Source organism: Pseudomonas sp. AE27, assembly GCF_037113495.1.
Classification (GTDB): domain Bacteria; phylum Pseudomonadota; class Gammaproteobacteria; order Pseudomonadales; family Pseudomonadaceae; genus Aquipseudomonas; species Aquipseudomonas palmensis.
In genome coordinates this window covers 42,816-55,809 of the sequence record NZ_CP146966.1, presented here as the reverse complement: position 1 = coordinate 55,809, position 12,994 = coordinate 42,816, and the positions used below count along the sequence as shown (strand labels likewise).

The 12,994-nt window shown below is 63.5% G+C and carries 13 protein-coding genes; 3 read left to right on the top strand and 10 right to left on the bottom strand.

What is annotated here, in order from left to right; genetic code table 11:
* The gene (locus V9K84_RS00275; protein ID WP_043862097.1) at positions 1 to 3,048 is read left to right on the top strand and encodes a multidrug efflux RND transporter permease subunit; all 3,048 of its coding nucleotides are present in this window, start codon (positions 1 to 3) and stop codon (positions 3,046 to 3,048) included.
* An 81-nt stretch (positions 3,049 to 3,129) separates the two neighbouring features.
* Here V9K84_RS00275 and V9K84_RS00270 read toward each other — a convergent pair whose 3' ends face one another.
* From V9K84_RS00270 to colR, 5 genes are all read right to left on the bottom strand, one after another.
* Positions 3,130 to 3,357 carry a hypothetical protein gene (locus V9K84_RS00270; protein WP_043862096.1) on the bottom strand — a complete coding sequence of 76 codons (228 nt, stop codon included), beginning with the start codon at positions 3,355 to 3,357 and terminating at the stop codon, positions 3,130 to 3,132.
* The gene (locus V9K84_RS00265; protein ID WP_043862095.1) at positions 3,354 to 4,067 is read right to left on the bottom strand and encodes a lipopolysaccharide kinase InaA family protein; all 714 of its coding nucleotides are present in this window, start codon (positions 4,065 to 4,067) and stop codon (positions 3,354 to 3,356) included. The genes V9K84_RS00270 and V9K84_RS00265 overlap by 4 nt, the downstream gene beginning before the upstream one ends.
* Before the next feature lie 4 nt (positions 4,068 to 4,071).
* On the bottom strand, positions 4,072 to 4,752 hold the full coding sequence (locus V9K84_RS00260) for a class I SAM-dependent methyltransferase (protein ID WP_043862094.1): 681 nt from the start codon (positions 4,750 to 4,752) through the stop codon (positions 4,072 to 4,074).
* Positions 4,753 to 4,849: 97 nt separating this feature from the next.
* Positions 4,850 to 6,151, bottom strand: coding sequence for a HAMP domain-containing sensor histidine kinase (locus tag V9K84_RS00255; protein ID WP_043862093.1), 1,302 nt, complete (start codon positions 6,149 to 6,151; stop codon positions 4,850 to 4,852).
* Positions 6,141 to 6,824, bottom strand: a complete 684-nt coding sequence (colR, locus tag V9K84_RS00250) for a two-component system response regulator ColR (RefSeq protein WP_043862092.1) — start codon at positions 6,822 to 6,824, stop codon at positions 6,141 to 6,143. Before colR ends, V9K84_RS00255 begins: the two co-directional genes overlap by 11 nt.
* Before the next feature lie 180 nt (positions 6,825 to 7,004).
* Between colR and V9K84_RS00245 the strand changes: the two genes are divergently transcribed.
* Positions 7,005 to 7,760 (top strand): phosphatase PAP2 family protein, encoded by a 756-nt coding sequence (locus tag V9K84_RS00245; RefSeq protein ID WP_043862091.1) that lies wholly within the window; start codon positions 7,005 to 7,007, stop codon positions 7,758 to 7,760.
* A gap of 87 nt (positions 7,761 to 7,847) precedes the next feature.
* Here the strand turns inward: V9K84_RS00245 and groL are convergent, their stop codons facing one another.
* The 5 genes from groL to V9K84_RS00220 form a co-directional block, all read right to left on the bottom strand.
* A complete protein-coding gene (gene groL / locus V9K84_RS00240) occupies positions 7,848 to 9,497 on the bottom strand; it encodes a chaperonin GroEL (protein ID WP_043862090.1) in 1,650 nt (549 codons plus the stop codon).
* A 46-nt stretch (positions 9,498 to 9,543) separates the two neighbouring features.
* A complete protein-coding gene (locus V9K84_RS00235; RefSeq protein WP_009050540.1) occupies positions 9,544 to 9,837 on the bottom strand; it encodes a co-chaperone GroES in 294 nt (97 codons plus the stop codon).
* 261 nt (positions 9,838 to 10,098) lie between these two features.
* Positions 10,099 to 10,557 (bottom strand): FxsA family protein, encoded by a 459-nt coding sequence (locus V9K84_RS00230; protein WP_054914827.1) that lies wholly within the window; start codon positions 10,555 to 10,557, stop codon positions 10,099 to 10,101.
* Positions 10,558 to 10,623: 66 nt separating this feature from the next.
* Entirely contained in the window at positions 10,624 to 11,355 is a 732-nt protein-coding gene (locus V9K84_RS00225) for a HugZ family protein (protein ID WP_088515535.1), read from the bottom strand.
* Positions 11,356 to 11,455: 100 nt separating this feature from the next.
* Positions 11,456 to 12,463 (bottom strand): DUF481 domain-containing protein, encoded by a 1,008-nt coding sequence (locus tag V9K84_RS00220; protein WP_043862087.1) that lies wholly within the window; start codon positions 12,461 to 12,463, stop codon positions 11,456 to 11,458.
* A gap of 142 nt (positions 12,464 to 12,605) precedes the next feature.
* Here V9K84_RS00220 and V9K84_RS00215 point away from each other — a divergent pair, with 142 nt between their 5' ends.
* Positions 12,606 to 12,959, top strand: coding sequence for an MGMT family protein (locus tag V9K84_RS00215; protein ID WP_088515536.1), 354 nt, complete (start codon positions 12,606 to 12,608; stop codon positions 12,957 to 12,959).
* Positions 12,960 to 12,994: the final 35 nt, after the last annotated feature.

The window sequence follows — 12,994 nt, the reverse complement described above, 5'->3', positions numbered from 1 at the left end:
ATGGCCTTTACCGACCCGTTCATCCGTCGCCCGGTGCTGGCCAGCGTGGTCAGCCTGCTGATCGTGCTGCTGGGGTTCCAGGCCTGGAGCAAACTGCCGATCCGCCAGTACCCGCAGATGGAAAACGCCCTGATCACGGTGACCACCGCTTACCCAGGGGCCAACGCCGAAACCATCCAGGGCTACATCACCCAGCCCCTGCAGCAGAGCCTGGCCAGTGCCGAAGGCATCGACTACATGACCTCGGTGAGCCGGCAGAATTTTTCGGTGATTTCGATCTACGCGCGCATCGGCTCCGACAGCGACCGGCTGTTCACCGAGCTGCTGGCCAAGGCCAACGAGGTCAAGAACAAGCTGCCCCAGGACGCCGAGGACCCGGTGCTGAGCAAGGAGGCCGCCGATGCCTCGGCGCTGATGTACATCAGCTTCTACAGCAAGGAGCTGAGCAACCCGCAGATCACCGACTACCTGTCGCGGGTGATCCAGCCCAAGCTCGCTACCCTGCCCGGCATGGCCGAAGCCGAGATTCTCGGCAACCAGGTGTTCGCCATGCGCCTGTGGATCGACCCGGTGAAGCTGGCCGGCTACGGCCTGAGCGCCGGCGATGTGACTGCCGCGGTGCGCCGCTACAACTTCCTGTCCGCCGCCGGCGAGGTCAAGGGCCAGTACGTGGTCACCAGCATCAACGCCACCACCGAACTCAAGTCGGCCGAAGCCTTCGCCGCCATCCCGCTCAAGACCAAGGGCGACAGCCGCGTGCTGCTGGGCGATGTGGCACGGGTGGAGATGGGCGCGGAGAACTACGACACGGTCAGCTCGTTCGACGGCACGCCGTCGGTGTACATCGGCATCAAGGCCACCCCGGCCGCCAACCCGCTGGACGTGATCAAGGAGGTGCGCAAGCTGATGCCGGAGCTGGAAGCGCAGTTGCCGCCCAACCTCAAGGCCTCCATTGCCTATGACGCCACGCTGTTCATCCAGGCCTCCATCGACGAGGTGGTCAAGACCCTGGTCGAGGCGGTGCTGATCGTGATCGTGGTGGTGTTCCTGTTCCTCGGTGCGTTGCGTTCGGTGCTGATCCCGGTGATCACCATCCCGCTGTCGATGATCGGCGTGCTGTTCTTCATGCAATTGATGGGCTACTCGCTGAACCTGTTGACGCTGCTGGCGATGGTGCTGGCCATCGGCCTGGTGGTGGACGATGCGATCGTGGTGGTGGAGAACATCCACCGCCATATCGAGGAGGGCAAGACGCCGTTCGACGCCGCGCTGGAAGGCGCCCGGGAGATCGCCATGCCAGTGGTATCGATGACCATCACCCTGGCGGCGGTGTACGCCCCCATCGGTTTCCTGGAGGGCCTCACCGGGGCCCTGTTCAAGGAGTTCGCCCTGACCCTGGCCGGGGCGGTGGTGATTTCCGGCATCGTCGCGCTGACCCTGTCGCCGATGATGTGTGCCCTGCTGCTGCGCCCGGAGCAGAACCCCAGCGGCCTGGCCCATCGCCTCGACCAGCTGTTCGAGCGACTCAAGCGCCGCTACCAGACGCTTTTGCACGGCACCCTCGAGACCCGGCCGGTGGTGATCGTGTTCGCCCTGATCGTGCTGTGCCTGATTCCGGTGTTTCTGATGTTCAGCAAGAACGAGCTGGCCCCGGACGAAGACCAGGGCATCATCTTCATGATGGCCACCGCCCCGCAACCGGCCAACCTCGATTACCTGAACGCCTACACCGACGAGTTCATCACGATCTTCAAGTCATTCCCCGAGTACTACTCCTCGTTCCAGATCAACGGCTTCAACGGCGTGCAATCGGGCATCGGCGGCTTTCTGCTCAAGCCGTGGAACCAGCGCAGCCGCACCCAGATGGAGTTGCTGCCCGAGGTGCAGGCCAAGCTGGCGACCATCAGCGGCCTGCAGATCTTCGGCTTCAACCTGCCCTCCCTGCCGGGCACCGGCGAAGGCCTGCCATTTGCCTTCGTGATCAACACGCCGAATGACTACGTGTCGTTGCTGGAAGTGGCGCAGCGGGTCAAGGACCGCGCCCAGGCCTCGGGCAAGTTCGCCTTCCTGGACATCGACCTGGCATTCGACAAGCCGGAGGTGGTGGTGGATATCGACCGGGCCAAGGCGGCGCAGATGGGGGTGTCGATGGATGCCCTGGGCGGCACCCTGGCCACGCTGCTGGGCGAGGCCGAGATCAACCGCTTCACCATCGAGGGGCGCAGCTACAAGGTGATCGCCCAGGTCGAGCAGGCCTACCGTGACAACCCCGGCTGGCTGAACAACTACTACGTGAAGAACGAGCAGGGCCGGATGCTGCCCCTGTCGACCCTGATCAGCGTCAGCGACCGCGCGCGGCCGCGCCAGCTCAACCAGTTCCAGCAGCTGAACTCGGCGATCATCCAGGGCTTCCCGCTGGTGAGCATGGGCGAGGCCCTGGAGACGGTGCGCAGCATCGCCCAACAGGAGGCACCGGCAGGCTTCGCCTTCGACTACAGCGGGCAGGCACGTCAGTTCGTGCAGGAAGGCAGTGCGCTGTGGGTGACCTTCGGCCTGGCGCTGGCGATCATCTTTCTGGTGCTGGCGGCGCAGTTCGAGAGTTTCCGCGACCCGCTGGTGATCCTGGTGACGGTGCCCCTGTCGATCTGTGGAGCATTGATCCCGCTGTTTCTGGGGTGGTCGAGCATGAACATCTACACCCAGGTGGGGCTGGTGACACTGATCGGGCTGATCAGCAAGCACGGCATCCTGATCGTCGAGTTCGCCAACCAGTTGCGCCTGCACAAGGGGCTGAGTGCGCGGGATGCCGTAGAGGAAGCGGCAGCGATACGCCTGCGGCCGGTGCTGATGACCACGGCGGCGATGGTATTCGGCATGGTGCCGCTGATACTGGCGACGGGCGCCGGGGCGGTGAGTCGGTTCGACATCGGCATGGTGATCGCCACCGGGATGTCGGTGGGCACGCTGTTCACGTTGTTCGTGTTGCCGTGCGTGTATACGTTGCTGGCCAGGAAGGAAATGCCAAGTACGGCGCTGGAATCGAGTTGAACGCATCGCGGGTCAAGCCTACTCCCACAAGGATCACTGCAACCCTGTGGGAGCGGGCTTGACCCGCGTCGATACACTTCATCACCCGTTGGAGCGCAGCCCCCGGCTCATGCCGAACAGGAACAACAGCAGGTCATGGTCCGGTTGCGCCGTGACGACCGGCTTGGCCGTCCGCGGCAGCGGACACTGCGCGCCCAGGTCGATGGAACTGAGCACCTGCGGACGCGGCTCCTCCCACGCGGCGAAAGCCACCGAAGCCACCGCCAACGCCACAAGCAGAAACAAACCTCGTGCTATTTCTAGTTTCATTGCTCTAAACCTTTGACAGCGCTGCCAAACGCCACTTCGTAAAAGTAGAGCAACTTCTTCCAGTCCGCATCGTTCCACGACGAATGGCGGCGCAGTTGCTTCAGGTCATTGGCGGCCGCACGCTGGCAGCTGATGCGCCGGCGGCACTTCTCCAGGTCCAGCAAGGCGACCTCGGCACGCGCATCCGCGCCCTCGCCGGTCACCTTCACGAAAATATGCTTGCTGTACAGGCAGCCATGCTGCCAGTGCCCGCGGTGCATGCGCGCCAGGTTGCCGGCCAGGTCCTCGAGCACCCGGTCGTGCAGCGCCTCGCCGTGCTGCTCGCGCCCGCCGCCGGCGTACCACAGGTCGATCTCCTCGAAACCGTCCAGCGCCTCGCTGACCAGCAGCGCCCGCCACTGGTGCTGGGCATCGCGCTCCACGCCGCAATAGACGATATGCGGCACCCGCACGCCCAACTGCTCGAAACTGCTCAGGGCAGCGAACTCACGCAATACCGTGGGGCGACCGAAGGGGTGCAGCAGGCTGCGGTAGATATGCCCGACCTGGCGCTTGGCATACAGCAGATGGCCCGTCTCGTCGCTCAGGCGCTGCACGCCGCTTTCGCCGCCACGCCGCTGGTTGGGTGCCTCCACCCATTCGCCCTGGCGCTGCCAGAAGTAATCGAATTGATCCGAGACCGCCGTACCGCCCGTTCCTTCCACAGCCATTCCTTCACCCCTTGCGCAATACGTAAACTCGCCACATCGCATAGAACGGCAAAAAGTCCATTCGTTCCTGAATACGGAAACCTGCGGCCTCGAACTCCTGTTCAACCGTAGCAGCTGGTAACACAAAACGGTTCTGGTAACTGCCATCGGCCTGCCCGTTGTTACGGCGTGCTTCCAGGCGTTTACGCCGCCAGGCCTTGATGTTGCCGTCCACCCACAACGAGATGATCACGCTGTCGCGGCTAACCCGTTGAAACTCCGAAAGAATCGCCTTGCGATGGGCCGCTTCGCCAATGTGGTGGAACAGCCGCATGCAGAAAATGCTGTCTACCGCGTTGTCCGGCAGATCGATGGCGAAGGCTGATGTCTGCAAGGGCCGTACCCGTTTGACCACTTCTGCCGGTTGCGACCCGCAGGCGATCTGCAGCATGGCGGCGGAATTGTCGGCGCCGATGATCACGCGGTTGGCCTTTTCGGCCAGCAGCGGCCAGAAACGGCCGGCACCGCTGGGCAGGTCCAGCACCAGGCCAGGCTCGCCGGCCAGCGCCAGGGCACGCCGGGCCAATTGCTCGTCACGCTGGTGGGACAAGCGGCGGGCAATGCCGTCCTGGTGCTTGTGCAGGTACTGTTGAGCGTGCTGCTCGTCGTACTTTTCGGAAAACTTGAGCTTGATGGGACTGCGCATGGTGCATCTCCTGACTCCAATGCCGCCTACCTTAAGCAGGGCGACGTTGGCGTCAGGTCATGCGAACGTGAAAAAAATGTCAGGTTGCGTCGGTAAGTTACAAGGTGTTTCCGGAGGCCTGCGACCCGGCCGTGCCCAATTTCACATGGAACCGGCAACCATGGGGCTCGGCGGCGCTCAGGCTGACGCTCCAGCCCTGGTCCTCGCAGATCCGCTGCACCAGAGACAGGCCCAGCCCGAGCCCTTCCCCGCGTTTTTCGCCGCCGCGCACGAACGGCTGGAACATGGCCTCGCGATGCTCCTCGGGAATTCCCACGCCGCTGTCCTCGACGGTGAAGCCATCGGGCTCCAGGGTGAGGCGGATGTACCCCTGGTCGGTGTAGTGCGCCGCATTGCGCAGCAGGTTGCCCATCACCGATTGCAGGAACGTGGCGTTGTACAGGGTCGGCAGCGCGCCGGTGTCGTGGTAGGTGAGGGTCAGCCCCTTCTGCTCGATGGTGTCGCGCCAGACGCCGATCAGTTCGTTGCCCACCTCGCGCAGGCTTGCCCGCGAAGCGACGGCACCCTCGTCGCGCTGGGCGCGGGCGAGCATGAGGAAGGTCTGCACCAGCTCGCGCATTTCTTCGGTGGCCCGCGAAATGCGTTCGACCTGGGCGCGGGCGCGATTGTCGATGGCCGGGTTCTCCAGCAGCAGCTCGCACGAGCTGGCCAGCACCATCAGGGGCGTGCGCAGTTCATGGCTGACATCGCTGGTGAACAGCCGCTCGCGGGTCAGTGCATCGCGCAGGCGCCCCAGGGTGGCGTCGAAGGCCACCGCCAGTTGCCCCACTTCGTCGGCCGCGTAGTCCGGCGCCAGGGGCGGCGCCAGGCCCAGCAACTGGTCGCGGTGGCGCACCTGGCGCGCCAGCCGGATCACCGGGGCCATCACCCGCCGTGCCAGCACCCAGCCGAGGAACACCGCCAGTGCCAGGCTGAGCACGAAGCCCACCACCACCACGGCGAACAGCACACGCTCGCGTTCTTCGAAATCGCTCTGGTCCTGCAGCAGCACGTAGTGCCGCCCGTCCACCACCTCGACCATGGCGTGGTACGACAGGTGCTCGCGAAACACTTCGTGAAACCCCGGGGTGAGGTGGCGCAGGTCCTTGGGCAGGTCGAAGTCGTCGCGCCCGCCACTGTAGTAGAACAACTGGTCGGGCCGCGGGCGGTGGCTCCACTCCGATACGCTGTCCATCAGCAGCATGCGCTTGAGGTCGCCCCCCAGTACCGAGGAGATCAGGCGCTCTTCCACCAGGTGCACGGTGGCCACGATGCCGAAGGCGAAGGCCCCGGCCACCAGCGCGCTCATCAGCGCGAAGGCGATGATGATGCGCTGGGCAAGGCTTTGCTTAAACTCCATCACGACCCTCGGCCAGTCGATAGCCAACACCGTGCACGGTATGCAGCAGGGGCTTGTCGAATGGCTTGTCGATCACCTGGCGCAACTGGTGGACGTGGCTGCGCAGGCTGTCGCTGTCGGGGCAGTCGTCGCCCCACAGGGCTTCTTCCAGTACCTCGCGGCGCAGCACGTGGGGGCTCTTCTGCATCAGCACTGCAAGCAGCTTGAGGCCGACCGGGTTGAGCTTGAGGAACTTGCCCTGGCGGGTGACCTCCAGGGTGTCGAGGTCGTAGCTCAGGTCGCCGACGTTCAGGCTGCGCCGGCCACCGCCCTGGGCCCGGCGCAGCACCGCTTCGATGCGGGCGGCCAGTTCCGACAGGGCGAACGGCTTGAGCAGGTAGTCGTCGGCGCCGGAGCGAAAGCCCTGCAGGCGGTCGTCGAGCTGGTCGCGGGCGGTCAGCATGATCACCGGGGTATCGCGCCGGGCATCCTCGCGCAGGCGCTTGCACAAGGTGTAGCCGTCGATGCCGGGCAGCATGATGTCGAGCACGATCAGGTCGTAGTGCTCGGTGGCAGCCAGGTGCAGGCCCGACAGGCCGTCCTGGGCGCAGTCGACGGTGTAGCCCTTGAGGCCCAGGTAATCGGCCAGGTTGGCCAGGATATCGCGGTTGTCTTCAACCAGTAGAATTCGCATCGGTACCTCTCCCCGTCCTCGTTTGCCTGCTTGGCAGGCGCAGCTTAAGGCCATCGCCCAGGCCCCGCCAGCGCCGCATGGATTTAATCGCAACTGACATTTTTTTCACCCCAGCTTCACACATAGCGTAGGCGCGCCGGCACACAATCGGCAGTTTCCATTGCCTGCCTGGACCCTGCCATGCCTGCCATTCCCCCTTTGCCCGCGTCCCGCCCGCTGAACCTGTGGATTGCCCTGGGCATTCCGCTGCTGACCGCCGTGTGCCTGATCCTGCTGGAGCTGACCGACCTGGACATGGCCCTGGCCAACCTCGCGTTCGACCCGCAGGCGGGCCAGTTCATCGGTCGTCACAGCTATTTTCTCGAAGACATCCTGCATGACCGCGCCAAGGAGCTGGTGATCCTGTTCGCGGTGCTGGCCATCGTCGGCTTTGCCGCCAGCTTTGTGCTGCAGCGCCTCAAGAGCTGGCGCCGGGAACTGGGTTGCCTGGTGCTGGCGATGGGCCTGTCGACCGGCTTCGTGACGCCGCTCAAGGCCGCGACGGCGGTGCAGTGCCCCTGGAGCCTGAGCGAATTCGGCGGCCAGGAAACCTACAGCAAGCTGTTAGAGGCCCGCCCCGCCACCGACAAGCCAGGGCGCTGCTGGCCGGGCGGGCATGCGGCCACGGGGTTTACCCTGTTTGCGCTGTTTTTTGTCCTGCGTGATCGCAAGCCACGCCTGGCCAAGGCCGCGCTGGTGTTCGCCTTTGGCCTGGGGGTGGTGTTTTCGGTGGGCAGGATGCTGCAGGGCGCCCACTTCTTTTCGCACAATGTGTGGACAGCGGTGTTCTGCTGGCTGATCGGGTTGGGGTGCTACTGGCTGGTGTTGTATCGCAAGCCGTCACTGGCCGCTTCGCCAGCCAGGCTGGCACCTACAGGATTCGCTGAACGTCTGTAGGTGCCAGCTTTGCTGGCGAAGGGTTTCTGCCAGACATAAAAAAGCCCCGCACAAGGCGGGGCTCTTCTTCAAGCGGGTAAGGCTGGCTTACATCATGCCGCCCATGCCGCCCATGCCACCCATGCCGCCCATGTCAGGCATGCCACCGGCAGCCTTGTCTTCAGGCGCATCGGCAACCATGGCTTCGGTAGTGATCATCAGACCACCGATCGAGGCCGCGGCCTGCAGAGCCGAACGGGTCACCTTGGCAGGGTCCAGGATGCCCATTTCGATCATGTCGCCGTACTCGCCGGTAGCAGCGTTGTAACCGAAGTTGCCCGAACCTTGCTTGACCTTGTCGACTACCACGCTTGGCTCGTCGCCGGCGTTGGCAACGATCTGGCGCAGTGGGGACTCGACGGCGCGACGCAGCAACTGGATACCCACGTTCTGGTCTTCGTTGTCGCCCTTGAGCTCGGCAATGGCCTGCAGCGAGCGAACCAGCGCCACGCCACCGCCAGGTACCACGCCTTCTTCGACGGCTGCGCGGGTAGCGTGCAGGGCGTCTTCAACGCGGGCTTTCTTCTCTTTCATTTCAACTTCGGTGCCGGCACCGACCTTGATCACGGCAACACCGCCAGCCAGCTTGGCCAGACGCTCTTGCAGTTTTTCACGGTCGTAGTCCGAGGAAGTCTCTTCGATCTGGGCACGGATCTGCTTGACGCGTGCTTCGATGTCGGCTTCAACGCCAGCACCGTCGATGATGGTGGTGTTTTCCTTGGACAGGGTCACGCGCTTGGCGTTGCCCAGGTGCTCCAGGGTGGTCGACTCCAGGCTCAGGCCGATTTCTTCGGAGATCACGGTACCGCCGGTCAGGACGGCGATGTCCTGCAGCATGGCCTTGCGGCGGTCGCCGAAGCCAGGTGCCTTGACCGCAGCCACTTTCACGATGCCGCGCATGTTGTTGACCACCAGGGTAGCCAGCGCTTCGCCTTCGACGTCTTCAGCCACGATCAGCAGCGGACGACCGGCCTTGGCAACGGCTTCCAGTACTGGCAGCAGTTCGCGGATGTTGGAGATCTTCTTGTCGACCAGCAGCAGCAGCGGGCCGTCGAGCTCGGCAACCATGGTGTCCGGCTTGTTGACGAAGTAAGGGGACAGGTAGCCACGGTCGAACTGCATGCCTTCTACAACCGACAGTTCGTTTTCCAGGCCCGAGCCTTCTTCGACGGTGATCACGCCTTCTTTACCGACTTTTTCCATGGCTTCGGCAATGATTTCACCGATGGAGGTGTCGGAGTTGGCCGAGATGGTACCGACCTGAGCGATGGCCTTGGAATCGGCGCATGGCTTGGACAGGTTCTTCAGCTCTTTGACGATGGCGATGGTGGCCTTGTCGATACCGCGCTTGAGGTCCATCGGGTTCATGCCGGCAGCAACGGCCTTGAGGCCTTCGCTGACGATGGCCTGAGCCAGAACGGTAGCGGTGGTGGTGCCGTCGCCCGCTTCGTCGTTAGCCTTGGAGGCCACGTCTTTCAGCAGTTGGGCGCCCATGTTCTCGAAGGCGTCCTTGAGTTCGATTTCCTTGGCAACCGAAACACCGTCTTTGGTGATGGTTGGCGCGCCGAAGCTCTTGGCCAGAACCACGTTGCGGCCTTTCGGGCCCAGGGTCGCTTTTACCGCGTCAGCCAGAACGTTGACGCCAACCAGCATTTTCTTACGGGCGGAATCGCCGAATTTTACGTCTTTAGCAGCCATGATCGTTTAATCCTTGAATACTTTGGAGTAACGGGAAACCAGCGGATCAGCCTTCGATAACGGCGAGAATCTCGTTCTCAGCCATTACCAGCAGGTCTTCGCCGTCAACTTTCACAGTGTTGCTGCCCGAGTACGGGCCGAAAACCACCTTGTCACCCACTTTCACGGCCAGCGCGCGCACTTCGCCGTTGTCCAGGATGCGGCCGGTACCCACGGCGACGATTTCGCCACGGTTGGGTTTTTCAGCGGCCGAGCCTGGCAGAACGATACCGCCAGCGGTTTTCGATTCTTCTTCGCTGCGACGGATGACGACGCGGTCATGCAGAGGACGAAGCTTCATTGTCGATCTCTCCTGATAGTGGTTTTCATCGGCCGGTATCGTTACCGGCGTGTTGATGCTTTCGGCGTAGCCGATCGTGGACCGCGGGGCGGGCCACGCATGTATTGTCTGGGGCAAATGCCCAGAAACCTTGCGGTGACCCATACATGAGGTCGGCCAAGGCGATTACAAGGCTTGCCGATGAAAATTTTTGCAGGCCGGCGCGCCAAATGAAAAACGGCCCCGAAGGGCCGTTTCATGCTACGCGGGCGAGCGCTCGCGTCACGGGTCACGCTTTTCGTATTCGCCTTCGATCACATTGGGCTGACGCGGTGCGCCGGGCGGCGCATTGAACGGGTCGTCGCCGAAGGCGCGCTGACGCATGGCCTGGGCTTCGGCGCGCTGGCGCAGCTTGTTGGCCAGCAACCGGCGGCTGAACGGCAACAGCACGATCAGGCCGATCACGTCGCTGATGAAGCCGGGGAGCAACAGCAGACCGCCACCCAGGGCCAGCATCAGGCCGTGGAACATGTCTTCGGCCGGCAATTCGCCGCGCTGCAGGCTCGCCCGCGCACGCAGCGCGGTGGCAAGGCCTGCGACCCGCACCACCAGCACACCAAGGGCCGAGCCCGCGATGATCAGCAGCAGCGCCGGGAAAAATCCGATCGCGGTGCTGACCTTGAAAAACACATACAGCTCGAGCACCGGGAAAAGCAGAAACAGCAGTAGAAAAGCACGCATCAAGGGTTCCTCTACGCAAGATGTCCTTGCAGGTACGACCTTAAATGGTTGCTGGCCGTTGCAATTTCAACCCTCGACCGCCTCGCGATCAGGCCACTGTTCGGCGCGGGCCAGCAAAACCAGGGCTTCGCGTACTTGTATCGGTGTATTGCAAGACCTTGGAAACGCCAGCCAGTGCAGGCCCTGGCCGATGCGCAGGTGCATGCCCTCGGTATCGATCCCTACCAGCGAGGCCGGTGCGCTGGCAGGCAGGCCGCTAAGCTCGACGTAGTGCGCGATGGCGTTGGCATGGTCGTCGTTCATGTGCTCGACCATGCTCACCTCGGCCTTGCCGGCGAACGGGTTGGCCAGGGTCACGTCGTCCAGCCAGTGAATCGCGCCGAAGCCGCCGATATAGCGATGGCGCACCGGCCTGAGCACCCAGAAGTCGAAGTCGTGGGCGCTGTGGTACTGGCTCGATTCGGGGAAGTAGCGGTAATAGCGCCCGGCGGCGGCCTCGATGGCCTCGGGGTCGGCCAGCTTGTGGGCCTCGGCCATCACGGTAAGACGACCCACCGCCTGCACGTCCTCGGCATCGCGCTCGCCTACCAGCAGCGAACACTTGGGGTCTTTTTGCAGGTTGTGGGTGTGCTGGGCAATGCGACTGATCAGGATCAGCGGGTTACCGTCGGCGTCCAGGCAGTACGGCACCACGGAACCGAAGGGGAAGCCGGGCATCGATTTGGAATGGGTCGAGAGTACGCCACGGTACTCCTTGAGCAGCAGCTCTCTTGCCTGCCTTGCAGCCTTCGCGCTCACGGGGGTGCTCCTGGGAAAGGTGTGATCGCGACAAGCTAATCATTATCAGTGGCGATTGCCAAGGGGCCTGCAGGCGCCGGCCCCTGAATGCGAAAGCGGTTTACCAGGCCACGCCGAAGCCGACGGTGTAGCGCGTCTTGTCCAGGTCGCTGTCGCTGGTGCCGCTGATGATGTCCTTCTCGGCCTTCAGGTTCAGCGATGCCCATTCGGTGACCTTGTAGCGCAGGCCTACCTCGGCATCCAGGCTGTAGTCCGCCACGCCGCCCAGCGGCTTGCCAACCTCGCCGTTGGTGAACAGCTCGACCGACTTGCCGATCAGGTAGCGGTTGTAGTCCCACTTCACGCCCAGCGAATAGAAGTTGTCCTTGCCGCCGTCGCTGTACTCGTAGTCGGTGCGGTTGAGCAGCGAACCCAGCGAGAACGCGCCCAGCTCGTCGTCCCAGAACTGGTAGCCCGGGCCGGTACCGACCGTGCGCTGGCGGGTCAGGTCTTCGATGTGGTCGCGCTTGTAGTTCAGACGCCCCTGCCAGAACCACTGCTCGGTAATGAAGCGGTCCAGCGCGTATTCGGCGCTCCAGTTGTTGGTGGTGGTCGTGTCGTTCTTGGTCTCGCGGTTGTACTCGCCCTCGGCGTTATGCCGCCAGCGACCGTGACGGGCAGTGGTCTTGAAGTCGACGTCGTAGTCGTCACTGTCGGTCTCGGCGCGCTTGTAGTCCAGTGCCAGGTCGATGTTGCCCTTCCACAGCATGTCTTCGACCAGCGGCTTGGGCTTCATGATCTGCTGGATGCTGGCCAGTTCAACCGCCTTGGGCGCCTCGCCATTGGCCAGGATCACCTGGCCGTCTTCACCGGCCTGCAGCGACTTGGCCTTCTCGCCGGTGTAGGCGTCCTGCTTGACCAGCAGTTCCTGGTCGCTCTCCAGGGTCTTGACCTTCTTCCAGTCCAGCGCGATGGAGCCACCATACTCGGTCTGCAGCACCAGCTTGCCACCGTCGAAGACCTTGATCTTGCCGCTGAGCCGGTCGCCGTTCTTCATCCATACGGTATCGGCCACCGCAGGGGCGCAGACACCGGTCATCACAAGGCACAACAAGGCTCTAGAATACATAGGCAGTACAGAAACTCGGTTCGCAGAAAAATCGGGCATTATCCAGATACCCGCCAGCAGAACAAGGACTGACCCAGCCAATGCCGATGAGTTCAATTCGTATTTGTGCGCCCTGCCCCCTTCACTGCCCCGCAACGCCCCGATGAGCGCGGCCTTGACCGACGCGCAGCAGCGCGCAGAAGACCGACGGACGGCGCTCTACCTGGTGCTGGGCCAACTGCCGCCAGGCAAGGTGGTCAGCTATGGTGAACTGGCGGCCATCGCCGGCCTGGGCCGCGCGGCGCGCTGGGTGGGGCGCGCCCTCAGCCAGTTGCCGAGCGACACTCGCCTGCCCTGGCACCGCGTGCTGGGCGCCGGCGGACGCCTGAGCCTGGCCCTTGGCACGCCCTCCGGGGATGAGCAGCGGGCCCGCCTGCGGGCCGAAGGGGTGACCGTCCGGAACAATCGTGTGGATATGTTGCGCCATGGCTGGCGCCCGATGGAGCACAGCGGTTAGAGTGCGCGCTTTGTTTTCGCAAACTTGAGGCAGAT